The organism is Burkholderia theae (assembly GCF_048565265.1).
In the GTDB taxonomy this organism is placed as follows: domain Bacteria; phylum Pseudomonadota; class Gammaproteobacteria; order Burkholderiales; family Burkholderiaceae; genus Burkholderia; species Burkholderia theae.
Window position 1 is genome coordinate 506,268 of sequence record NZ_CP183461.1, and the last position, 21,404, is coordinate 527,671.

Here is a 21,404-nt window from a genome sequence, read left to right on the forward strand (position 1 = left end):
TGCCGAATTAGCGCAGAAAAACAAAAAGCCCCGCCGAAGCGGGGCTTTTTTACACGAATTATCGCGCCAAGCTTAGACCGGACGGATGTTCGCAGCTTGCAGACCCTTCGGGCCCGTCTTCACTTCGAATTCAACCTTCTGGTTTTCTTGCAGCGTCTTGAAGCCTTCGACGCGGATTTCCGAGAAGTGCGCGAACAGATCGTCGCCGCCGCCTTCCGGGGTGATGAAGCCGAAGCCCTTTGCGTCATTGAACCACTTGACGGTACCGGTTGCCATGTTACTTGTTCCTAAAAAGATAAAACGGGGCCGAGGCCCATGGGGTGCGGAAAATCAAGGAAGGGGTAATAGGACCAACCGGAGTACCGTTGATGGGCGAACTACGAAAGAACCAATTCACTCGCCGCTTGAAATCCTGCGAAGTCCTTTATACGGCTAATCGATCGTATGGTCAACCGTATTTCCATGCTCTCAGGGTTATTGCGTAGATCAGGTTTACAAAGCTTGCAGGCCATGCGAATTTTTTGTAGGGGCCGAACGATTTTGGCGCCACGTTTCAGGTGCAACCGTTAAACTACGCGCCGCGTGGACGGGTTGCCCCGATCGGATGACTCGTCCCCCCAAGAATGCGTGCGCGGTGCGGTCCGAGCCGATCCCGGACCGCAGGCCGACCATGCTTTTTGAGACACAGGAGAGGATGTGAAGAGTTCTATTCAACGGAACATCGGCCCGTTTGCATTGATGCTGACGGGGCTGGGTTCGATTATCGGCTCGGGCTGGCTGTTCGGCGCCTGGAAGGCCGCGAAGATCGCCGGTCCGGCGGCGATCTGCGCCTGGATCATCGGCGCCGTCGTGATTCTCGCGATTGCACTGACGTATGCCGAACTGGGCGCGATGTTCCCCGAGTCGGGCGGCATGGTGCGTTATGCGCGCTACTCGCACGGTTCGCTGGTGGGCTTCATCAGTGCATGGGCGAACTGGATCGCGATCGTATCCGTGATCCCGATCGAGGCCGAAGCGTCGATCCAGTACATGAGCACGTGGCCGTATCCATGGGCGCACGCGCTGTTCGTGAACGGCGAGTTGACGACACCAGGCCTGTTGCTGTCGGCCGTGCTGGTCGTCATCTACTTCATGCTGAACTACTGGGGCGTGAAGGCCTTCGCGCGGGCAAACACCGCGATCACGATCTTCAAGTTCCTGATCCCCGGCCTCACGATCCTCGGCCTGATGCTGACGAGCTTCCACTCGGACAACCTCGGCACCGCATCCAATGCAAGCTTTGCGCCGTACGGCTGGTCGGCGGTGCTGACCGCGGTCGCGACGAGCGGCATCGTGTTCGCGTTCAACGGCTTCCAGAGCCCCGTGAACCTCGCGGGCGAAGCGCGCAATCCGTCGCGCAGCGTGCCGTTCGCGGTGATTACGTCGATCCTGATCGCACTCGTGATCTATGTGCTGCTGCAGGTCGCGTACATCGGCGCGGTGAATCCGACCGACATCGCGGCGGGCTGGTCGCACTTCAACTTCAAGTCGCCGTTCGCCGAACTGGCGATCGCGCTGAACCTGAACTGGCTCGCGATCATGCTGTACGTCGACGCGTTCGTCAGCCCGAGCGGCACCGGCACGACCTACATGGCGACGACGACGCGGATGATCTACGCGATGGAGCGCAACAACACGATGCCGAAGATGTTCGGCAACGTGCACCCGCTCTACGGCGTGCCGCGTCAGGCGATGTGGTTCAACCTGCTGGTCTCGTTCATCTTCCTGTTCTTCTTCCGCGGCTGGAGTTCGCTTGCGGCGGTGATTTCGGTCGCGACGGTGATTTCGTACCTGACCGGCCCGATCAGCCTGATGGCCCTGCGCCGTTCGGCGACCGACATCGAGCGGCCGCTGTCGATCCCGGGCATGAAGCTGATTGCACCGTTCGCGTTCGTCTGCGCGTCGCTGATCCTGTACTGGGCGAAGTGGCCGCTGACCGGCGAAATCATCCTGCTGATGATCGTCGCGCTGCCGGTGTACTTCTTCTTCCAGGCGAAGGCGGGCTGGACCGGTTGGGGTGAAGACCTGCGGGCCGCATGGTGGCTGGTCGCGTACCTGCCGACGATGGCCGTGCTGTCGCTGATCGGCAGCAAGGAATTCGGCGGTCACGGCGTCCTGCCGTATGGCTGGGACATGCTGATCGTCGCGGCAATCGCGCTGGTGTTCTACTTCTGGGGCGCGAAATCGGGCTACCGCACCAAGTATCTCGACGAGCGCGAGTCGCACGACGAGATCCTCGAAGGGGTCGGTGCCTGACGCCTGATCTGTCGCCGGATTCGGCGGCGGCGGAACGTGGCAAAAAAAGCCCGCCCGAGCAATGCTCGGGCGGGCTTTTTGTTTGCGGTCGCCGGTTGTCGCGTGACGCTCAGGCGGTTGCGCTCGCGAACACGTAATTCGTCATCGCGAGCACGCGCTGGTAGGTGCCGAGCGACTGGATGCCGAGCTGGTAGTCGTCGTCCGCCGCGCCGAGCGCGGTGAATACCGGCAGCAGATGCTCGTCGGTCGGATGCATCAGCACCGCATGCGGCGCCTGCCGGCGATAGTCGAGCAGCGCGTCGACGTCGCGCGCGGCAAGCTTTGTCTCGAACCAGTCGGTGAAGTCCTTGACGCGCGGGTCCGCATCTTCGGGCGCCGCGCCGAAATCGGCGGCGCGCAGGTTGTGCGTGATCTGGCCCGAGCCGATCACCATCACGCCTTCGTCGCGCAGCGGCCGCAGCGCGCGGCCGAGCGCGAAGTGGTGGGCCGCATCCGCACGCGGCTGGATCGACAACTGCGCGACGGGCACGTCGGCTTCCGGGAACATCAGCAGCATCGGCACCCACGCGCCGTGGTCGAGACCGTGCTCGGTCGTCGCGGTCGCAATGCCGGCCGCGTTCAGCAGCGCGGCCGCGCGCTCGGCGACGTCGGGCGCGCCCGGCGCCGGGTAGCGAATCTCGTACAGCGCGCGCGGAAAGCCGTAGAAGTCGTGGATCGTTTCCGGGTGCGCGGCGACGCTCGCGACCGGCTGCTGCGTGCCCCAGTGCGCGGACAGCATCAGTACCGCGCGCGGGCGCGGCAATTCGGCGCCGAGGTGCGTGAACGCACCGGACGGCAGCGACGGGTCGATCGGCAGCGTCGGGGCGCCGTGGGACAGGTAGAGCGAAGGCAAGCGGTTCATGGTGGTGGCCTGCAAAGGGATTTGCCTGTGACTATAGGCGCGCACCGCGTATTGATAAATCCACGCCGCGGAATTTGATTGGCGCTTGTTTGTTGATAATCGGGGCGATGCGACGCGCACCGAAGCGGGTAGGCGTCCGTGTGCGTGAAATCGAATGAATTGCCGGTGGATTCGGCGAAGATGCCAGAAGAACGGGGCTGCGACAGGCCGCTTACTGCGCGTGCCGGATGCCGGCCCACGGTGTGGTCAGCGGTGCGCTGAGCGCGAACAGGTCGAGTACGCGCGTGACGGTCTGGTCGACGAGTTCCTCGATCGTCTTCGGCATCGCATAGAACGCGGGCAGCGGCGGAAAGACGATGCCGCCCATTTCGGTGACGGCGGTCATGTTGCGCAGATGCGCGAGGTTGAACGGCGTTTCGCGCACCATCAGCACGAGACGGCGGCGTTCCTTCAGCGTGACGTCGGCCGCGCGCGTGATCAGGTTGTCGGACAGCCCGTGCGCGACGCTCGCGAGCGTCTTCATCGAGCAGGGCGCGATCACCATCCCGTCGGTCGCGAACGACCCCGATGCGATCGTCGCGCCGACGTCGCGCACCGAATGCACGACGTCCGCACGGCTTTCGACGTCGGCCTTCGGCAGCTTCAGTTCGTGCTGGATGTTGAGCCAGCCGGCGTTCGAAATCAGCAGGTGCGTTTCGACGCCGCCGGCGGCGCGCAGCAGGTCGAGCAGCCGCACGCCGTAGATCGCGCCGGTGGCGCCGGTGATCGCGACGATCAGCCGGCGTGGCGGCGCGCTGGGAGATGCCATCGAACGGGGAGCGTTACGCGGCGGCGAACAGTTGCTGCAGTTCGCCCGACTGGTACATCTCCATCATGATGTCCGAGCCGCCGACGAATTCGCCCTTCACGTAGAGCTGCGGGATGGTCGGCCAGTTCGAGAATTCCTTGATGCCCTGGCGGATTTCGTCGTCCTCGAGCACGTTGACCGTCTTGAACTGGTCGACGCCGCAGGCCTTCAGCACCTGCACTGCGCGGCCCGAGAAGCCGCACATCGGGAATTGCGCGTTGCCCTTCATGAAGAGCACGACCTGGTTTTCGTCGACGATTTGCTTGATACGTTGTTGGGTGTCCATGACTGACCTTGCGTGTTTGCGGGGCGTTAGATCGAAATGATAGCGGATTTCAACCGGGCGGGCCGGGCATCAGCCCGGCAGGCGGCCACCGGTCGTGCGTTCGATCGCGGCCAGATCGGCGAACGATTCGACCGCGATGAAGCCGTGTGAGACGAGCACCGCGCGTACGGCTTCGGCCTGGTCGTAACCGTGCTCGATCCAGAGCGTGCCGCCCGGTTTCAGATAGGTGCCGGCGCCCGCGACGATCGCGCGGATCGCGCTGAGGCCGTCGGCATCGTCGGTGAGCGCGCCGCGCGGCTCGAAACGCAGGTCGCCCTGCGCGAGGTGCGGATCGTGCTGCGCGATGTACGGCGGGTTGCTGACGATCGTGTCGAATGCGAGCGCCGGGTCGAGCGCCGCGTACCAGTCGCTCTGCAGCCAGTGCAGCGGGCCGCCCGGGCGGTGCGCGTCGAGCAGCTTGTCCGCGTTGCGTTGCGCGACGGCGAGCGCGGCCGTCGAACGGTCGAGCGCCCACACGCGTGCATCGGGACGCTCGGCGGCGATCGACACGGCGATCGCGCCGCTGCCGGTGCCGAGATCGAGCACGGCCGGTTGCGGCAGCCCGTCGATCGCATCGAGCGCGGCGTCGACGAGCAGTTCGGTTTCGGGGCGCGGGATCAGCACGTCGGGCGTCACGTCGAACGGCCGGCCGAAGAATTCGCGCATCCCGACGAGCTGCGCGACGGGCTCGCCGGCCACGCGGCGCGCTTCGAGCGCACGGTAGCGTTCGACCGCGGCCGCGTCGAGCGGCGTGTCGCCGCGCGTGATCAGCTGCGTGCGGGTCCAGCCGAGCGCGTGCGCGAGCAGCACGCGCGCATCGACCGCGTCGAGCGGCGACGCGCGCAGCAGTTCGTCGGCGGTGGTGTCGGGCATCGCGGCCTCAGTCGGCTTCGCCGAGCGACGCGAGCAGTTCGGCCTGGTGCTCGGTGACGAGCACGCCGATCAGTTCGTCGAGATCGCCGTCCATGATCGCCTCGAGCCGGTACAGCGTCAGGTTGATCCGGTGGTCGGTCATCCGGCCCTGCGGGAAGTTGTACGTGCGGATCCGCTCCGAGCGGTCGCCGGAGCCGATCAGGCTCTTGCGCGTCGCGGCTTCCTTCGCGTGCTGCTCGTGATACTGCTTGTCCTTGATGCGCGCGGCGAGCACCTTCAGCGCGCGATCCTTGTTCTTGTGCTGCGAACGGTCGTCCTGGCATTCGACGACGATCCCGGTCGGGATGTGCGTGACGCGCACCGCCGAATCGGTCTTGTTGATGTGCTGACCGCCCGCGCCGGACGCGCGGAACGTGTCGATCCGCAGGTCGGCCGGGTTGATCTCGACCTCGCCGATTTCATCGGCTTCCGGCATCACGGCGACCGTGCAGGCGGACGTATGGATGCGCCCCTGCGTCTCGGTCGCCGGCACGCGCTGCACGCGATGGCCGCCCGATTCGAACTTCAGGCGCGAATACGCACCCTGGCCCGCGATCCGCACGATCACTTCCTTGTAGCCGCCGAGATCCGACGCGCTCTCCGACATCATTTCGACCTGCCAGCGCTGGCGTTCCGCGAAGCGCAGGTACATGCGCAGCAGGTCGCCCGCGAACAGCGCCGATTCGTCGCCGCCCGTGCCCGCACGGATTTCGAGGAAGATGTTGCGATCGTCGTTCGGATCCTTCGGCAGCAGCATCTTCTGCAACTCGACCTCGAGGCGGGTCATGCTTTCGCGTGCGCTGCGGATCTCGTCCTCGGCGAAATCGCGCATCGACGGATCGGTGAGCAGCTCCTGCGCGGCCGTCTCGTCGTTGCGCGACTGGCGCCACAGTGCGTACTGCTCGACGACCGGACCGAGTTCCGCATGTTCGCGGGTCAGCTTGCGGTACTGGTCGAGATCGGCCGTGACGTTTTCGCGGCTCAGCAGGTCGTTCAGTTCGGCCAGCCGTGTAGACAGCTGGTCGAGCTTGCGTTGCATGCTCGTCTTCATGGTGTGGAGCGGCGCTCCCGGGCAAGGGGTATTCGGAAAGGATAGGCCGGCTCGCGGCCGGCGGCAGGGCGACTGGCCGGCGCTAGTGGCCGGATTGGTCGTTCGAGCGCGGTGCGTGCTGGTAGAAGCCGCGCATCAGGTCGATCAGCGAATCGCGATCGGCGCCGTTCACGCGGTTGAGCGCGCTCGTCGGGCCGTGGATCAGCTTGTTGGTCAGCGCCTGCGACAGCGCTTCGAGCACCGCGGCCGGATCGTCGCCGCGCGCGAGCAGCTTCTGCGCCTTGTCGACTTCGGCGCGGCGCAGCGCGTCGGCCTGCGTATGCATGTGACGGATCACCGGCACGACGCTGCGCGTGTCGAGCCATTGCATGAAATTCTGCACGCGCGTCTCGATGATCGACTCGGCCTGCGCGACCGCGGCCTGGCGCGATGCGTTGCCTTCGCGCACGATCGCGCCGAGATCGTCGACGGTGTAAAGGAATACGTCCTTCAGCTTGCCGACTTCGGGCTCGATGTCGCGCGGCACCGCCAGGTCGACCATGAAGATCGGTCGATGGCGGCGCGCCTTCACCGCGCGCTCGACTGCGCCGAGGCCGATGATCGGCAGCGTCGACGCCGTGCACGACACGATGATGTCGAATTCCTGGATGCGGGCCGGCAGATCCGCGAGCGGCATCGCGCGGCCGTTGAAGCGTTCGGCGAGGCGCTGGCCGCGTTCGGCCGTGCGGTTCGCGACGACGAGTTCGCGCGGGCCTTGCGCGGCGAAGTGCGTCGCGCACAGCTCGATCATTTCGCCGGCGCCGATGAACAGCACGCGTTGATCGGACACCTTTTCGAAGATCCGCTGCGCGAGGCGCACCGCGGCGGCGGCCATCGACACCGACTGCGTGCCGATCTCGGTCGTGCCGCGCACTTCCTTCGCCACCGCGAACGTTCGCTGGAACAACTGGTTCAGATAGGTGCCGAGCGCGCCGGCTTCCGTCGCGGTGCGGACCGCATCCTTCATCTGGCCCAGAATCTGGGTTTCGCCGAGCACCATCGAATCGAGGCCGGACGCGACGCGGAACGCGTGCCGGACCGCTTCCGACTGCGGCAGCGCATAGACGTGCGGGGCGAGCTCGTCGACCGGAATCCGGTGATACTCCGACAGCCAGCGGATCGCGCCCTCGCGTGCCGCGCGATCATCGGTCGCGCAATACAGTTCGGTGCGGTTGCAGGTGGAGAGGATCGCCGCTTCGGGCGTATTGGGTGCCTGGGGGCCGAGAAACACGTTCTTGAACGTGACGAGAGCCGGCTTGATTTGCTCGAGCGGAAACGCCACGCGTTCGCGCAAGGCGACAGGCGCAGTGTGGTGATTGATTCCGATCGTGAGGAGTTGCATATCGAGGGCTATCGTTTAGCCCCATATTATAGCGTTTCAGCGATTTCCTCACTCGACGCATACCGGGCATCAGCGTGGCGGGGGCGGGAATTTGGGGGTTCGATCGGCACGCGATCGAGCTGATAGCCGTAGCCGTAGAGCGGCAGCAGCCGGTAGCCGCGCTCCGGCAGCAACCGCAACTTGCTGCGCAGCCGGGACGCGTGCGTATCGAGCGTGCGCGACTTCATGTCGCGGCGGCATGCCCACACCGTTTCGAGGATATGGGCGCGCGACACGGGCCGCGACAGGTTCGCGAACAGCAGTTGCGCGAAGCGGAACTCCTTGGGCGTCAGTGAAACGATTGCTTCGCCGAAGCGCACGAGGCCGTGCGTGGCGTCGAACGCGTATTCCCCATACATTTCGCGCGAGCGGGTCGGCGGCCGGCGCACGCCCGCGCGCCGGCTCAGTGCGTTGACGCGCGCGAGCAGCTCGGGCCCGCTCACGGGGCGCACGAGGCAATCGTCGGCGCCCGCGTGCAGGCACGATACGATTTCGCTTTCGCGCGGCAATTGCATCACGGCGATGGCCGGCAGCCCGGGCAGGATCGTCTGCGCGCGCGGAATGACTTCCTCGGCCGGCTGGTCGCCGGCCCAGTTGCCGGTGATCAGCATGTCGCAGGTGTCGGTGGCGAGCCATTCGAAGAACGCCGTACTGGACGAAAACGCGTGGCACACATGACCGCCCGCAAAGAGCAGGCGATTCAGGAGTGCGGCATGACGCGCCTCCGGATCGATCAGAGCGATTCGCATGAGAATTTCTTCATTACGGCAGCCGGTGCGCGCTTGCCATAACGTCGAGTCGGCCCCTACACTCGAATGTTGGCGGCACCCGGCTGGTCTCGGGTTCGATGGATGAATCGATGCTAGCCGCTGGCAACGTTCACGCCTATGGGACGAATCCGAATTTATCGAAGGCGTCGAATGAACTGGTTTGGAATCCTTGTCCTGGGAGCGGCCGTCGGGCTGTTCGGCCGATGGCTGCATCCGATGCGGCGCACGAGCCGGCCGGCATGGTGGATCGCGGTGCTCGTCGGCATCGCGGGCGCGGCCGCCGCCCGAATGGCCGGCAATCTCTCGGGACTGTTTTACGATGGCGAGACGCTCGAATGGCCGGTCTGCACCGGCGTCGCGTTCCTCGCCGTAGCCGTGACGGTCGCACTGTCGGCCCGTCGCTGAATGCTCTCAGGTGAAATCATGAATGCCCGTCTCCCCGAAGTCTCGTCGGTGCCGGCCCGCCTCGCGCTGCTGCGCGGCGCCATGGCCCGCGAGGGCCTGGCCGCCTATCTCGTGCCGTCCGCCGATCCCCACCTGTCCGAGTACCTGCCCGAGCGCTGGCAGGCCCGCCGCTGGCTGTCCGGTTTCACGGGCTCGGTCGGCACGCTGGTCGTCACCGCGGATTTCGCGGGGTTGTGGGTCGACAGCCGCTACTGGGTGCAGGCCGACGCCGAGCTGGCCGGCACGGGCGTGCAGTTGATGAAGATGACGGGCGGGCAGCAGAGCGCGCCGCACGTCGACTGGCTCGCGCAGAACGTGGCGGCGGGCGCGACGGTGGGCGTCGACGGTGCCGTGCTCGGCGTCGCGGCTGCGCGCGGGTTGACGGCCGCGCTGAGCGCACGCGGCATCGCGCTGCGCACCGATCTCGACCTGCTCGACGCGATCTGGCCCGAGCGGCCGGGGTTGCCCGGCGATGCGGTGTTCGAGCATGCCGCGCCGCAGGCCGACACGACGCGCGCGAGCAAGCTGGCCGAAGTGCGCCGCGCGATGCGCGCGCAGGGCGCGCAGTGGCATTTCGTGTCGACGCTCGACGATCTCGCATGGCTGTTCAACCTGCGCGGCGCCGACGTCAACTTCAATCCCGTGTTCGTTGCGCACGCAATGATCGGCGCCGATCGCGCGACGCTGTTCGTCGCCAGCGGCAAGGTGTCGCCGGCGCTGGCCGCGTCACTCGCGCAGGACGGCGTCGACGTTCGTGCGTACGACGCCGCGCGCGCGTCGCTCGCGGCCCTGCCCGACGGCGCGACGCTGCTGGTCGACCCGCGCCGCGTGACGTTCGGCACGCTCGAGGCCGTGCCGGCCGGCGTGAAGCTCATCGAGGCCGTGAATCCGTCGACGTTCGCGAAGTCGCGCAAGACGTCCACCGAGATCGAGCACGTGCGCGTGACGATGGAGCACGACGGCGCCGCGCTCGCGGAGTTCTTCGCGTGGTTCGAACAGGCGGTGAACCGCGAGACGATCACCGAGATGACGATCGAACAGAAACTCACGGCCGCGCGCGCACGGCGCCCCGGTTACGTGTCGCCGAGCTTCGCGACGATCGCCGGCTTCAACGCGAACGGCGCGATGCCGCACTACCACGCGACGGCCGAGTCGCATGCGACGATCGCCGGCGACGGCCTGCTGCTGATCGATTCGGGCGGGCAATACACGACGGGCACGACCGACATCACGCGCGTCGTGCCGGTCGGTACCGTCAGCGACCTGCAGCGGCGCGATTTCACGATCGTGCTGAAATCGATGATGGCGCTGTCGCGCGCACGCTTTCCGCGCGGCATCCGCTCGCCGATGCTCGACGCGATCGCGCGCGCGCCGATGTGGTCGGCCGGGCTCGACTACGGCCACGGCACCGGGCATGGCGTCGGTTACTTCCTGAACGTGCACGAGGGCCCGCAGGTCATCTCACACTACGCGCCGGCCGAGCCGCACACGGCAATGGAAGAGGGCATGATCACGTCGATCGAGCCGGGCGTGTACCGCCCCGGCCAGTGGGGTATCCGGATCGAGAACCTGGTCGTGAATCGCGCGGCCGGGCAGACCGAGTTCGGCGATTTCCTTGCGTTCGAGACGCTGACGCTGTGCCCGATCGACACGCGCTGCGTGCTGATCGAGATGCTGCACGACGAAGAGCGCGCGTGGCTGAACACGTATCACGCGACGGTGCGCGAGCGCGTCGGCCGGCACCTGAGCGGCGATGCCAAGGCGTGGCTCGACGCGCGCACGCAGCCGATCTGACGCAACGCGCTTCAGCGGCCGGGCGACGGCCGGACAACAACAGCGAGGGCAACACATGGCGGACACCGCAGTGATCGTGGTCGACATGCAGCGCGGGCTGGTGGAGCGGGCGCAGCCCGCTTACCGGCTCGACGACGTGGTGTCGGGCATCAACCGGTTGACGGCGGCGGCGCGCGCGGCGAACGCGCCCGTATGCTTCGTGCAGCACGACGGCGACGCGGACGACGACATCGTGCCCGGCACGTCGGGCTGGGAGCTGCATGCGGGGCTGGTCGTCGGGAGCGACGACTGGCGTGTGCGCAAGCAGGCGAGCGACGCGTTCCACGACACGCCGCTCGCGGCGCAGCTCGAGCGCCACGGCATCCGTTCGGTGCTGATCTGCGGTTATGCGACCGAGTTCTGCGTCGATTCGGCCGCGCGCCGTGCGGCGCTGCTCGGCTACCGGACGATCGTCGTGTCCGACCTGCACACGACGAACGAGCGTGCGCACCTGTCGGCCGCGCAGATCGTCGCGCACCACCACTTCATCTGGCAAAACAATTCGCTGTCGGGCAACGCGGTGACGCCGCGTCCGCTCGCGGACGTGCTGGCCACGGAGTTCGCATGACGATCAAGGCCGTGGTGTTCGATTTCGGCGGCGTGCTGATCGACTGGAGCCCCGAGTACCTGTACCGGGAACTGATTCCCGACGACGCCGAGCGCCGCTGGTTTCTCACGCACGTCTGCGCGATGGACTGGGTGATCCGCCAGGACGGCGGGCAGACGATCGAGGAAGGCACGGCCGAACTCGTCGCGAAGTTTCCCGGGCACGAGGCGCTGATCCGGGCGTTCTACGCGCGCTGGCACGAGATGATCGGCGGCGTGCTCGACGAAGGCGCCGCGCTCGTCGACCGGCTCGACGCGCAGGGGATGCCGCTGTTCGGGCTGACGAACTGGTCCGCGCAGACGTTTCCGTATGCGTGGGAAAACTTCCCGGTGCTGCGGCGTTTCAAGGACATCGTCGTGTCGGGCCGCGTGAAGCTCGTGAAACCCGATCCGGCGATCTACCGCGAGATGCACGCGCGGATCGACCCGCACCTGCCGGGTATCGCGCCGCACGAACTCGTGTTCATCGACGACAACGCGAAGAACGCGGCGGCCGCGACGGCGCTCGGCTGGCACGGCATTCACCACACGAGCGCGGCGGCGACCGAAGCGCGGCTGCGCGAACTGGGCGCGCTCGCCTAGGCGGAGGGCGAACGGCGGTCGAAAAAGAAGCGGGCCACGGGCCCGCTTTTTCGTTTTGCCGATCCGGAAGCGGCCGCCTTCGGCGACCGGCCCCGCGTTGCCGCAGTGCCGGGCGCCCGGGCCGCGACGGTCAGCGGCTGATCGGCTTGTAGCGCAGCCGCTTCGGCTTCGCGGCTTCCTCGCCGAGGCGCGCACGCTTGTCCGCTTCGTATTCCTGGTAGTTGCCGTCGAAGAACGTGACCTGCGAGTCGCCTTCGAACGCGAGGATGTGCGTCGCGATCCGGTCGAGGAACCAGCGATCGTGCGAGATCACCATCACCGAGCCCGCGAATTCGAGCAGGGCATCTTCCAGCGCGCGCAGCGTTTCGACGTCGAGGTCGTTCGACGGTTCGTCCAGCAGCAGCACGTTGCCGCCCGAGATCAGCGTCTTCGCGAGGTGCAGGCGGCCGCGTTCACCGCCCGACAGGTTGCCGACGATCTTCTGCTGGTCGCCGCCCTTGAAGTTGAAGCGGCCGATGTACGCGCGCGACGGCGTTTCGTACTTGCCGACCGTCAGCACGTCGGCGCCGCCCGAGATTTCCTCGAACACCGTCTTCGAGCCGTCGAGCGCGTCGCGGCTCTGGTCGACATACGCGAGCTTCACCGTCGGGCCCATCACGACCTCGCCCGAATCCGGTTGTTCCTTGCCCGTCAGCATCCGGAACAGCGTCGACTTGCCGGCGCCGTTCGGACCGATGATGCCGACGATCGCGCCCGCCGGGATCTTGAGGTTCAGGTTGTCGATCAGCAGGCGGTCGCCGAACGCCTTGCTGACGTTCTTGAACTCGATCACTTCATTGCCCAGGCGGTCGCCGACCGGGATGAAGATTTCCTGCGTCTCGTTGCGCTTCTGGTATTCCTGGCTGTTCAGCTCCTCGAAGCGCGCGATACGCGCCTTCGACTTCGCCTGGCGGCCCTTCGGGTTCTGGCGCACCCACTCCAGTTCCTTCTTGATCGCCTTCTGGCGCGCCGACTCCGACGCTTCTTCCTGCTTCAGGCGTTCTTCCTTCTGGTCGAGCCAGCTGCTGTAGTTGCCCTTCCACGGAATGCCGTGGCCGCGGTCGAGTTCAAGAATCCACTCGGCCGCGTTGTCGAGGAAGTAGCGATCGTGCGTGACGGCGACGACGGTGCCCGGGAAGCGCACCAGGAACTGCTCGAGCCAGTCGACCGATTCGGCGTCGAGGTGGTTGGTCGGTTCGTCGAGCAGCAGCATGTCGGGTTTTTCGAGCAGCAGCTTGCACAGCGCGACGCGGCGCTTTTCGCCGCCCGACAGGTGCTCGATCTTCGCGTCCCACGGCGGCAGGCGCAGCGCGTCGGCGGCCACTTCGAGCTGCTGCTCGGGGCTGCCGCCGTCGCTCGACGCGAGAATCGCCTCGTACTTCGCCTGTTCGGCCGCGAGCGCGTCGAAATCGGCGTCCGGCTCGGCATAGGCCGCGTAGATTTCCTCAAGCTTCTTGTTGGCCTGGAACAGGTCGCCGAGACCGTCCTCGACGGCTTCGCGCACCGTCTTCGTCGGGTCGAGCTGCGGTTCCTGCGGCAGGTAGCCGATGTTCAGGTTCGGCATCGGCGTCGCTTCGCCTTCGATGTCCTTGTCGACGCCCGCCATGATGCGGATCAGCGTCGACTTGCCCGAGCCGTTCAGGCCGAGCACGCCGATCTTCGCGCCGGGAAAGAACGACAGCGAGATGTCCTTCAGGATCTGGCGCTTGGGCGGCACGATCTTGCCGACCCGGTTCATCGTGAAAACGTATTGGGCCATTTGGGTGTGAAAGTCAGAAATGGTTGAGACTGCCGCGCAGCGCGCTGGCGTGGCGGCGTCGGGTGATTCGGTACGGAGCGTGCCGCGCGGGGCGCGGCGGCGTCGCCAGGTGTCGGCGGCGCGAGCGGCTATTGTACTTCGCCGCCGGCTGCCGCTGGCGCGGCGCAGGCATTCGGGCGTGCCGCGTTCACAGCCACGCGGCGACGCCGCCGTGCCCCGAGCACGTGCCGCGCCGATGGCGGCTGAAGCTGTACGTGTCGTCCCGGCAGCGCGCGCTCGCGCCTTCGGGCACGCGGCCCGATCTGGAATGCGCGGGCGCCTGCACGGTCTCGCCGTCGCGGTTGCGATACGTGTCGTGACGGTCGAGATCGGCTTCGTTGCCGTAGCCGGGCGGTGCGCGGTATGCATGCGCCGGAACGGGCACGGTGGCGCAGGCGACGAAGAGCGCGGCCGACAGGGTCGCGATGTGCGTCGCGCGGCGCAGCAGGGCAGGCATGGTCTCTCTCGGTCGGTATGTTGTTGTCGATGTCGGGCCGCCGGCCCGCGCCGCATGTTAGCCGATCGGTTCCGGTTCCGGTTCCGGATCGGCGCCGGCGCCGTGCAGCGGAGCGACGTTACGCCGCGCCGGACATCGACGCCGCGCCGTCGGCCTGCGCGGCATCGAGAATCCAGCGGCGGAACGCGGCCACCTTCGGCCGCTCCGCGTGATGCGGCGGGTAGACGAGGTAGTACGCGAAATCGTCGAGCCACGCGACGTCGGCGAGCTGCACGAGCCGGCCGCTCGCCAGCTCGCCGCGCACCATTGCCGCCGGCAGCAGCCCGGCGCCCTGACCGGCGGCGATCGCCTGCAGCAGCAGGCCCGAGTCGTCGAACGCGGGGCCGCGCGGCGGGCCGAAATCGTCGATCCGCTGCGCGCCGAACCAGATGTGCCAGCCCTTGCGCTCGGCGTCGTGCAAGTGCGGCCAGCCGACGAGCTCGGCCGGTGTCGCCGGCATGCCGAGCCGCGCGACGAGGTCGGGCGACGCAAGGGCCACGATCTCCACCGTCAGCAGGCGCTCGCTGCACAGCCCGATGTAGCGCCCGAGGCCGTGACGGATCGCGACGTCGACGCCGTCGCGCGAAAAATCCGCGAGCGCGTGGCTCGTGACGACCTGCAGGTCGACGTCCGGGCAAGCCTCCCGGAACTGCGCGAGGCGCGGCACGAGCCATGCGGACGCGAAGAACGGCGTGACGCTCACCGTCAGCACGCCGCTGTCGGCGGCGCCCGACACACGCTGCGACGCATCGGCGATCTGCCGGAACGCGTTGCGCACCGGCGGCAGGTAGTCGCGGCCGGCGGCCGTCAGCAGGATGCCGCGATTGACGCGCTCGAACAGCTGCACACCGAGATGCGTCTCGAGCGTGCGGATCATCTGGCTCACCGCGCCGGGCGTGACCGACAACTCCTCGGCCGCCGATTTCACCGACAGGTGGCGGGCGGCCGCTTCGAAGGCGCGCAGCGCGTTGAGGGGCGGCAGGCGGGAACGATTCATTCAGTTTTTCTAAAGCGAAAGGCCGACGAAATATCGTTTGAGGCGATGCGTACGCGCGAGTACCGTTGTCGCATCAGATCGCATCATTTGTGGCTGCCTCTCGGCGGCCGATGTGATCAACATAGTTCAACTATATCCATGAGGCAATCCGGACGCCGCTCGGCGGCCGGTGCGACCCGAGAGGAGCATCGTCATGAACCGCCCGGGCGCATCGCGCCTCTTTTATGGCTGGTACGTGGTCGCGGCTGCGTTTGCCGTCACGTTCGTCGGGTTTGGCAGCGCCTATACGTTCAGCGCGTTCGTCGAGTCGCTGCAGCGGGATTTCGCCGCATCGCGCGGGCAGATCTCGCTCGTGTTCTCGCTCGCCGGCTTCCTGTATTTCGGTTTCGGCATTGTCAGCGGGCCGCTTGCCGATCGCTTCGGCTCGCGGCGCCTCGCCATCGCCGGGATGCTGCTGACGGGCGCCGGGCTCGCGGCCGCCGGCGCCGCGCACACGCTGGTGCAGGTTTATGTCGCGTACGGACTGGGTGTCGGTCTCGGCGTCGGCTGCGCGTATGTGCCGGCCGTCGGCGCCGTGCAGCGCTGGTTCGTGCGCCGGCGCGGCTTTGCATCGGGGCTCGCGGTCGCGGGGATCGGTGTCGGCACGCTCGTGATGCCGCCGCTCGCGTCCGCGCTGATCGCGCATGTCGGCTGGCGCGGCGCGTATTTCACGCTGGCCGTGATCGCGGTGATCGTGGGGGCCGGCATGTCGCTGCTGATCGAGAACGATCCGCGCGGGCGTGGATTGTTGCCGGACGGCGATGTCGCCGGCGACGGCGGCCGGAACGCCGGTGCGGCGGCGGCCGCCGCGACCGTGCATGCCGGCGCGACGGTGCGCGAAGCCGTCACGTCGCGGCCGTTCGCGAGCCTCTATGCGGCATGCCTCGTGTGCTCGTTTGGCGTGTTCGTCCCGTTCGTTCACCTCGTGCCGTATGCGCTCGATCATGGCGTCGCGCCATCGACGGCCGTGCTGCTGCTCGGCGCGATCGGCGTCGGCAGCACGGCCGGCCGCTTCTTCCTCGGTGGCCTCGCCGACCGCATCGGCCGCCGCGCATCGCTGCTCGCGATGTTCGCGGGCATGGCCGTCGCGCTCGTCGCGTGGGCGGGCGCCGGCACCGTCGCGACGCTGGCCGCGTTCGCACTCGTGTTCGGCGTGTTCTACGGCGGCTGGGTCGCCGTGCTGCCGGCAGTCGTGATGGACTACTTCGGCGGGCGCAACGTGAGCGCGATCATCGGCATCCTGTATACGAGCGTCGCGTTCGGCACGCTGATCGGGCCGGCCGCCGCCGGCTTCATCTACGACGCGGGTGGTGGCTATCTCGTGCCGATCCTCGCGAGCGCCGTCGCGAATGCGATCGCATTCGCCATCGTCGCGACCACCGGACGGGCGCCGGCGGCCGCGCGTGCGGTCCGCGGATAAACACATCCGGCTGGGCGCGCCGGGCGATTTCCGGTAGGGTGGCCGGACCGTCAACCATCGACGAACGGTCGGGGAGGCATCGTGACATTCGACGAAGTCCGGCAGATCGTGCTGGCGTGGCGCGGTGTCGAGGAGGGCACGTCGTACGGCACGCCCGCACTCAAGGTGAAGGGCAAGATGCTCGCGCGGCTGCGCGAGGACGGCGACACACTCGTCGTGAAGGGCGTCGGCCCCGACGAGCGCGCGTGGCTGATCGAATCGGAGCCCGACGTGTATTACGTGACCGATCACTATGTGGGCTGGCCGATCGTGCTGGTACGCCTGTCGGCCGCGCATCCCGACGCCGTGAAAAACCTGCTTCTGCGAGAATGGCACGCGATCGTACCGGCCAAGTGGCGCGACGAAGCGGCGCGCGGCTCGAACTGAGCGTTCGGCGCGCCACGCTGCCGACATGCCTTTGACGCCAGCGATCCGACGGCTCGCAAGCCGGCGTCGCACCGGATCAAGCGTTGCATCGGTTCGCATCGATGCAACAAGTGGTTCCATCGAAGTTCTTCAATTGGTTCTTAGTGAAGAACCGTTTGATGCTTACACTCCTTCGCTTCGAAGGCGGCTGACGAAAGCCGATGGAAAGGGCGCACGCGATGCGCCGGCACCCTGCGTGCGGCATCGCACCCGCAGCTTCGCAGACTGCGCGGCGCACCGACCCGAACGGCCCCGTCCGGCCTCATGCCCGCGTGCGATGCACGCGCGGCCGTAGCCGGACTCAAGAACGACAACTCCCCGCGCCGCCTTCATGCGACACCCGGTCGAACCGGAACCGTTTTTTGGAGAGAGACAGATGAGTGGAAGCAACACAGGCCTCGGCACGGGCCTGAAGCAGCGTCACGTGACGATGATGTCGATTGCCGGCGTCATCGGCGCGGGCTTGTTCGTCGGCTCCGGCCACGCGATCGCGGAAGCCGGTCCGGCGTCGATACTCGCGTATGCGATCGCGGGCGTGCTGGTCGTCCTGGTGATGCGCATGCTCGGCGAGATGGCCGTCGCGCATCCCGACAGCGGGTCGTTCTCGACCTATGCCGATCGCGCGATCGGCCACTGGGCCGGCTTCACGATCGGCTGGCTGTACTGGTGGTTCTGGGTGCTCGTGATCCCGATCGAGGCGACGGCCGCCGCAACCATCCTCAATGCCTGGTTCCCGGGCATCGCGACCTGGATCTTCGCACTCGGCATCACGCTGCTGCTTACCATCACCAACCTCTTTTCCGTCAAGAACTACGGCGAATTCGAATTCTGGTTCGCGCTGATCAAGGTCGTCGCGATCGTCGTGTTCCTGTGCATCGGCGGTGCGGCGATCGTCGGCATCGTGCCGGCGCCGGCCGTATCGGGCGTGTCGAACCTGTTCGCGCATCAAGGCTTCATGCCGAACGGCGCCGGCGCAGTGCTGGCGGCGATGCTGACGACGATGTTCTCGTTCCTCGGCACCGAGATCGTGACGATCGCGGCCGCCGAATCGGACAACCCGCAACGCCAGATCGTGCGTGCGACCAACTCGGTGATCTGGCGCATTACGCTGTTCTATCTCGGCTCGATTCTCGTCGTTGCGGCCATCGTGCCGTGGAACGATCCGCTGCTGCCGACGCACGGCTCGTATCAGCGCGCGATGGAACTGATCGGCGTCCCGAACGCGAAGGCGATCATCGACGTGATCGTGCTCGTGTCGGTCGCGAGCTGCCTGAATTCGGCGCTGTACACGGCGTCGCGGATGCTGTTCTCGCTGTCGAAGCGCAACGACGCGCCTGCGTTCCTGCATCGCACCGATTCGACCGGCACGCCGCGGGCGGCCGTGCTCGCGTCGACGGCCTTCGGCTTCGTGACCGTGATCGCGAACTACCTGATGCCGGAGCACGTGTTCGGCTTCCTGCTCGCGACGTCGGGCGCGATCGCGCTGCTGGTGTACCTCGTGATCGCGATCTCGCAGCTGCGGATGCGCAAGACGCTCGAATCGAGCGGCGCCGACCTGACGCTGCGGATGTGGCTGTTCCCGTGGCTCACGTGGGCCGTGATCCTGTTCATCTGCGGCACGTTGACCGTGATGTTCGTCAGCGAGGATCACCGGATGGAAGTCGGTGCGACGGTCGTGCTGGCGTTGCTTGTGCTGCTTGCGTCGTGGCTGAACAAGCGAGGTCGCGATGCGCAGGCGAATGCGGGGCGGCGGGTGTCGGCGATGTGAGGACGCGATGGCGCGGCGGCGAACCGAGTGTCCGCCGTCGGCGGGCGGGGGGATTTCCGTCATGAAAAATGGCCTGACCGGCAAAGCCGGTCGGGCCGTTTTTTTTGGGGGGGGACAAGTGGATACCGCTTGCCGGGGGCGACACGGGGTGCTCGGCAACAGCGTGCGGCATTGGAACTTACCGTCAAAAAATCGAACTCGTCTGATTTCGTTGGCGGCAACAACTTAATACATTGATCACTTCGATAACCGGGGTGAATCGATGAGCAAATCGATTGAGAATCCTTTGTTATGCGGCCAAATTCAGAAACTGGGCCGCAGGTTCGTTTCCGGATTCAGCACGTGTCTTTGCGTGTTCACCGTATCGAGACCAGCGCGATGAGCAGGTCGCCGATATCCCGTGTGCGCGTTGCATTTCATGCCCGCGACGGGTTCCCGTTGGAAGGCACATATTTTCCGTCGGCTTCAGGCGCTTGCTTTCCCGTACTCATTTGTCCCGCGACAGGCATTCGTCAATCCTTTTATTTTCCGTTCGCTGATTGGCTGTGTGCCACCGGGTATCCAGTATTCGTATTCGATTACCGGGGGATGGGGGCGTCGCTCGACGTGCGTCATGTTCGCCAGTCGCGTGCACGCAAACAGGACTGGGGGCAGCTCGACATGCCCGCCGCGCTTGATTGGCTTCTCGGAGAAACCGGTGCAAGCGAAGCGCATCTGATCGGTCACAGTGCCGGCGCGCAACTGATCGGCCTGATGCCGAATCACGCGTCGATCCGTTCGCTATGCGCGATTTCAGCGTCATCAGGATACGTCGGCAACATCCTGTGGCCGAATCGAATTATTGCGTTGTTGCTGGCGAATCTCTACGTCCCGGTTACCGCACGCCTGCTCGGTTATGTGCCAGCCAGGATGCTCGGCTGGGGCGACGATCTGCCCGCGCACGTCGGGCTTCAGTGGGCGCGATGGTGCCGCCATCCCGGGTACATGGCGAACGAGTTCGGGGTCGGCATTGAGCACCACTATTACGACGAATTTTCCGCTCCGGTCACGGTAGTTGCAGCAACCGACGACCCGCTCGCAACGCTGGCCAACATCGAAGACTGGCTACGATGGTTGCCGCAAGCCAGAAGCGCTCTCCATTTCATCAGCCCGGAAAACTGCGATGGCCGAGCAATCGGTCACGTCGGCATGTTCCGCCGCCAGCATTCGTCGCTGTGGCCGGAACTCACCAGAGGATTGCGGAGCTGACGCTCAGGCGTGCTCGGGTCCTCGTACCAGGAGACCAGGATGGACGATTCGATCGGCATGAAGGCGCGCTTCAAAGCAGTCAGAAACGAGGCAAAGGAGACACGCGCGTCGCTTTACCATCTCACGAATCAATGCAACCTGCGCTGCAAGGGGTGCTGGTTCTTCGAAAACGAATTCGACGTCGCGTCGGATGAGTTGAGCGATATGTCACGTCTCGAGGCGCGTGTGAAGGATGAGGCCGAGCGCGGGATCAATGCACCTTTGTTGATAGGCGGCGAGCCAGCGTTGTATCTGGATCGGATAAGCGTATTCAGGAAATACATGCCGAAAGTGTCCGTGTCGACAAACGGCCTTCGACGAATTTCATACGAGGGTTTCGAAGATGTCACCATTGCGGTCTCCGTGTTCGGTGGCGGGCCGCTGGACGACGAACTGCGTGCGATCGGACCGAACGGGAAGCGTTTCACCGGCCTGTTCGGCAAAGCGTTGGCGAATTATCGCGACGACGAGCGTGCTGGATTTGTCTACGCTGTATCGATCGACGGAATTGCTTATATCGAAGAAACGGTGCGCAAGATCCGGGATAACGGAAATCGTCTGCTGTTCAACTACTACAGTCCATACGATGTTGCCGGACCGCTTCGTCGACGTGGCGAGGAGCAGCTCCTGAGCGTATTGCTCGAATTGAAAGTCAAATACCCTGAAACCGTGGCAAGCCATCCGTACTATCTGGCTGCACTCATGCGCGGGGAGACCGCATGGGGAACGTTCGGTCATTCCAGTTGCCCGAGTGTCAGCGAAGGTCATTCGCAGAACGCGGAACGGTTCGCTTCGGGGTGGCCTGCGTTGCCGAAATTCAATGCGTATTGCGCTGACCTGCATACGCTGGCTCGCTGCTGTACTTCAGGAGACTGTGCGAAATGTCGCGACAGCCAGGTAGTGATGTCGTGGTTGCTGGTCAACGCGAGGCATGTGCTGCAGGAAGACGATGGACTCAGGACGTGGACGGAGGTCGCGGAGAGTTATTTCAGCCAATTCGTCTGGTCAAGTTACCATCCGCGCAACCGCGTTGGGCATACATTGGATCGCACAGCGCAGTAGCGCGGCGACTTAGCTCGAATTGAAAAGAAAAAAGCCCGCAAACGCGG

The 21,404-nt window shown here is 65.9% G+C and carries 21 protein-coding genes; 10 read left to right on the forward strand and 11 right to left on the reverse strand.

The window, feature by feature from the left end; translation table 11 throughout:
- Positions 1-72: 72 nt before the first annotated feature.
- On the reverse strand, positions 73-276 hold the full coding sequence (locus ACN22W_RS02445) for a cold-shock protein (RefSeq protein ID WP_006477070.1): 204 nt from the start codon (positions 274-276) through the stop codon (positions 73-75).
- A gap of 420 nt (positions 277-696) precedes the next feature.
- Between ACN22W_RS02445 and ACN22W_RS02450 the strand changes: the two genes are divergently transcribed.
- Positions 697-2,295, forward strand: a complete 1,599-nt coding sequence (locus ACN22W_RS02450) for an APC family permease (protein WP_129513599.1) — start codon at positions 697-699, stop codon at positions 2,293-2,295.
- A gap of 109 nt (positions 2,296-2,404) precedes the next feature.
- On the opposite strand, the gene ACN22W_RS02455 is transcribed toward ACN22W_RS02450, so the two are convergent.
- The 7 genes from ACN22W_RS02455 to ACN22W_RS02485 all read right to left on the reverse strand — a co-directional run bounded on the left by ACN22W_RS02455 (position 2,405) and on the right by ACN22W_RS02485 (position 8,500).
- On the reverse strand, positions 2,405-3,196 hold the full coding sequence (locus ACN22W_RS02455; protein WP_419686070.1) for a DODA-type extradiol aromatic ring-opening family dioxygenase: 792 nt from the start codon (positions 3,194-3,196) through the stop codon (positions 2,405-2,407).
- Between the two features lie 211 nt (positions 3,197-3,407).
- On the reverse strand, positions 3,408-4,004 hold the full coding sequence (locus ACN22W_RS02460) for a UbiX family flavin prenyltransferase (protein ID WP_034183704.1): 597 nt from the start codon (positions 4,002-4,004) through the stop codon (positions 3,408-3,410).
- A 13-nt stretch (positions 4,005-4,017) separates the two neighbouring features.
- Entirely contained in the window at positions 4,018-4,329 is a 312-nt protein-coding gene (gene grxD, locus ACN22W_RS02465; RefSeq protein ID WP_006753626.1) for a Grx4 family monothiol glutaredoxin, read from the reverse strand.
- A 69-nt stretch (positions 4,330-4,398) separates the two neighbouring features.
- A complete protein-coding gene (gene prmC, locus ACN22W_RS02470) occupies positions 4,399-5,241 on the reverse strand; it encodes a peptide chain release factor N(5)-glutamine methyltransferase (RefSeq protein ID WP_419686072.1) in 843 nt (280 codons plus the stop codon).
- Positions 5,242-5,248: 7 nt separating this feature from the next.
- Entirely contained in the window at positions 5,249-6,331 is a 1,083-nt protein-coding gene (gene prfA / locus ACN22W_RS02475; RefSeq protein ID WP_129513602.1) for a peptide chain release factor 1, read from the reverse strand.
- 82 nt (positions 6,332-6,413) lie between these two features.
- Positions 6,414-7,712 (reverse strand): glutamyl-tRNA reductase, encoded by a 1,299-nt coding sequence (hemA, locus tag ACN22W_RS02480; RefSeq protein ID WP_048251004.1) that lies wholly within the window; start codon positions 7,710-7,712, stop codon positions 6,414-6,416.
- 26 nt (positions 7,713-7,738) lie between these two features.
- Positions 7,739-8,500: a response regulator transcription factor gene (locus ACN22W_RS02485; protein ID WP_048251003.1), complete on the reverse strand. Its 762-nt coding sequence runs from the start codon at positions 8,498-8,500 to the stop codon at positions 7,739-7,741.
- Between the two features lie 171 nt (positions 8,501-8,671).
- Between ACN22W_RS02485 and ACN22W_RS02490 the strand changes: the two genes are divergently transcribed.
- From ACN22W_RS02490 to ACN22W_RS02505, 4 genes are read left to right on the forward strand one after another with little or no spacing between them, the layout of a single operon-like run.
- Complete coding sequence (locus ACN22W_RS02490; RefSeq protein ID WP_048251002.1) at positions 8,672-8,926, forward strand: hypothetical protein; 255 nt, start codon at positions 8,672-8,674, stop codon at positions 8,924-8,926.
- 18 nt (positions 8,927-8,944) lie between these two features.
- Positions 8,945-10,759 (forward strand): aminopeptidase P family protein, encoded by a 1,815-nt coding sequence (locus ACN22W_RS02495; RefSeq protein WP_419686074.1) that lies wholly within the window; start codon positions 8,945-8,947, stop codon positions 10,757-10,759.
- Positions 10,760-10,814: 55 nt separating this feature from the next.
- Positions 10,815-11,366 carry a cysteine hydrolase family protein gene (locus tag ACN22W_RS02500; RefSeq protein WP_419686075.1) on the forward strand — a complete coding sequence of 184 codons (552 nt, stop codon included), beginning with the start codon at positions 10,815-10,817 and terminating at the stop codon, positions 11,364-11,366.
- Positions 11,363-11,986, forward strand: a complete 624-nt coding sequence (locus ACN22W_RS02505) for an HAD family hydrolase (RefSeq protein ID WP_129513605.1) — start codon at positions 11,363-11,365, stop codon at positions 11,984-11,986. The genes ACN22W_RS02500 and ACN22W_RS02505 overlap by 4 nt, the downstream gene beginning before the upstream one ends.
- 130 nt (positions 11,987-12,116) lie before the next feature.
- Here ACN22W_RS02505 and ettA read toward each other — a convergent pair whose 3' ends face one another.
- From ettA to gcvA, 3 genes are all read right to left on the reverse strand, one after another.
- Complete coding sequence (gene ettA, locus ACN22W_RS02510) at positions 12,117-13,784, reverse strand: energy-dependent translational throttle protein EttA (RefSeq protein WP_048249762.1); 1,668 nt, start codon at positions 13,782-13,784, stop codon at positions 12,117-12,119.
- A gap of 187 nt (positions 13,785-13,971) precedes the next feature.
- Positions 13,972-14,280, reverse strand: coding sequence for a DUF3761 domain-containing protein (locus ACN22W_RS02515; protein ID WP_419686077.1), 309 nt, complete (start codon positions 14,278-14,280; stop codon positions 13,972-13,974).
- Between the two features lie 118 nt (positions 14,281-14,398).
- The gene (gene gcvA, locus ACN22W_RS02520) at positions 14,399-15,316 is read right to left on the reverse strand and encodes a transcriptional regulator GcvA (RefSeq protein WP_412022552.1); all 918 of its coding nucleotides are present in this window, start codon (positions 15,314-15,316) and stop codon (positions 14,399-14,401) included.
- Between the two features lie 193 nt (positions 15,317-15,509).
- On the opposite strand from gcvA, the gene ACN22W_RS02525 reads away from it, so the two are divergent.
- The 5 genes from ACN22W_RS02525 (at position 15,510) to ACN22W_RS02545 (ending at position 21,357) form a co-directional block, all read left to right on the forward strand.
- Positions 15,510-16,775 carry an MFS transporter gene (locus ACN22W_RS02525; RefSeq protein ID WP_419686079.1) on the forward strand — a complete coding sequence of 422 codons (1,266 nt, stop codon included), beginning with the start codon at positions 15,510-15,512 and terminating at the stop codon, positions 16,773-16,775.
- A gap of 81 nt (positions 16,776-16,856) precedes the next feature.
- Positions 16,857-17,201 carry an MmcQ/YjbR family DNA-binding protein gene (locus tag ACN22W_RS02530; protein WP_419686081.1) on the forward strand — a complete coding sequence of 115 codons (345 nt, stop codon included), beginning with the start codon at positions 16,857-16,859 and terminating at the stop codon, positions 17,199-17,201.
- Between the two features lie 415 nt (positions 17,202-17,616).
- Positions 17,617-19,008, forward strand: a complete 1,392-nt coding sequence (gene gabP / locus ACN22W_RS02535) for a GABA permease (RefSeq protein ID WP_419686083.1) — start codon at positions 17,617-17,619, stop codon at positions 19,006-19,008.
- Between the two features lie 378 nt (positions 19,009-19,386).
- Complete coding sequence (locus ACN22W_RS02540) at positions 19,387-20,256, forward strand: alpha/beta fold hydrolase (RefSeq protein WP_419686084.1); 870 nt, start codon at positions 19,387-19,389, stop codon at positions 20,254-20,256.
- A gap of 39 nt (positions 20,257-20,295) precedes the next feature.
- The gene (locus ACN22W_RS02545; RefSeq protein ID WP_419686085.1) at positions 20,296-21,357 is read left to right on the forward strand and encodes a radical SAM protein; all 1,062 of its coding nucleotides are present in this window, start codon (positions 20,296-20,298) and stop codon (positions 21,355-21,357) included.
- Positions 21,358-21,404: the final 47 nt, after the last annotated feature.

Bases quoted from the DNA above. Each gene is read 5' to 3' on its own strand.
- ACN22W_RS02445 (WP_006477070.1), bottom strand. From the start codon at position 276: ATGGCAACCGGTACCGTCAAGTGGTTCAATGACGCAAAGGGCTTCGGC.
- ACN22W_RS02455 (WP_419686070.1), bottom strand. From the start codon at position 3,196: ATGAACCGCTTGCCTTCGCTCTACCTGTCCCACGGCGCCCCGACGCTG.
- ACN22W_RS02460 (WP_034183704.1), bottom strand. From the start codon at position 4,004: ATGGCATCTCCCAGCGCGCCGCCACGCCGGCTGATCGTCGCGATCACC.
- grxD (WP_006753626.1), bottom strand. From the start codon at position 4,329: ATGGACACCCAACAACGTATCAAGCAAATCGTCGACGAAAACCAGGTC.
- prmC (WP_419686072.1), bottom strand. From the start codon at position 5,241: ATGCCCGACACCACCGCCGACGAACTGCTGCGCGCGTCGCCGCTCGAC.
- prfA (WP_129513602.1), bottom strand. From the start codon at position 6,331: ATGAAGACGAGCATGCAACGCAAGCTCGACCAGCTGTCTACACGGCTG.
- hemA (WP_048251004.1), bottom strand. From the start codon at position 7,712: ATGCAACTCCTCACGATCGGAATCAATCACCACACTGCGCCTGTCGCC.
- ACN22W_RS02485 (WP_048251003.1), bottom strand. From the start codon at position 8,500: ATGCGAATCGCTCTGATCGATCCGGAGGCGCGTCATGCCGCACTCCTG.
- ACN22W_RS02490 (WP_048251002.1), top strand. From the start codon at position 8,672: ATGAACTGGTTTGGAATCCTTGTCCTGGGAGCGGCCGTCGGGCTGTTC.
- ACN22W_RS02495 (WP_419686074.1), top strand. From the start codon at position 8,945: ATGAATGCCCGTCTCCCCGAAGTCTCGTCGGTGCCGGCCCGCCTCGCG.
- ACN22W_RS02500 (WP_419686075.1), top strand. From the start codon at position 10,815: ATGGCGGACACCGCAGTGATCGTGGTCGACATGCAGCGCGGGCTGGTG.
- ACN22W_RS02505 (WP_129513605.1), top strand. From the start codon at position 11,363: ATGACGATCAAGGCCGTGGTGTTCGATTTCGGCGGCGTGCTGATCGAC.
- ettA (WP_048249762.1), bottom strand. From the start codon at position 13,784: ATGGCCCAATACGTTTTCACGATGAACCGGGTCGGCAAGATCGTGCCG.
- ACN22W_RS02515 (WP_419686077.1), bottom strand. From the start codon at position 14,280: ATGCCTGCCCTGCTGCGCCGCGCGACGCACATCGCGACCCTGTCGGCC.
- gcvA (WP_412022552.1), bottom strand. From the start codon at position 15,316: ATGAATCGTTCCCGCCTGCCGCCCCTCAACGCGCTGCGCGCCTTCGAA.
- ACN22W_RS02525 (WP_419686079.1), top strand. From the start codon at position 15,510: ATGAACCGCCCGGGCGCATCGCGCCTCTTTTATGGCTGGTACGTGGTC.
- gabP (WP_419686083.1), top strand. From the start codon at position 17,617: ATGAGTGGAAGCAACACAGGCCTCGGCACGGGCCTGAAGCAGCGTCAC.
- ACN22W_RS02540 (WP_419686084.1), top strand. From the start codon at position 19,387: ATGAGCAGGTCGCCGATATCCCGTGTGCGCGTTGCATTTCATGCCCGC.
- ACN22W_RS02545 (WP_419686085.1), top strand. From the start codon at position 20,296: ATGGACGATTCGATCGGCATGAAGGCGCGCTTCAAAGCAGTCAGAAAC.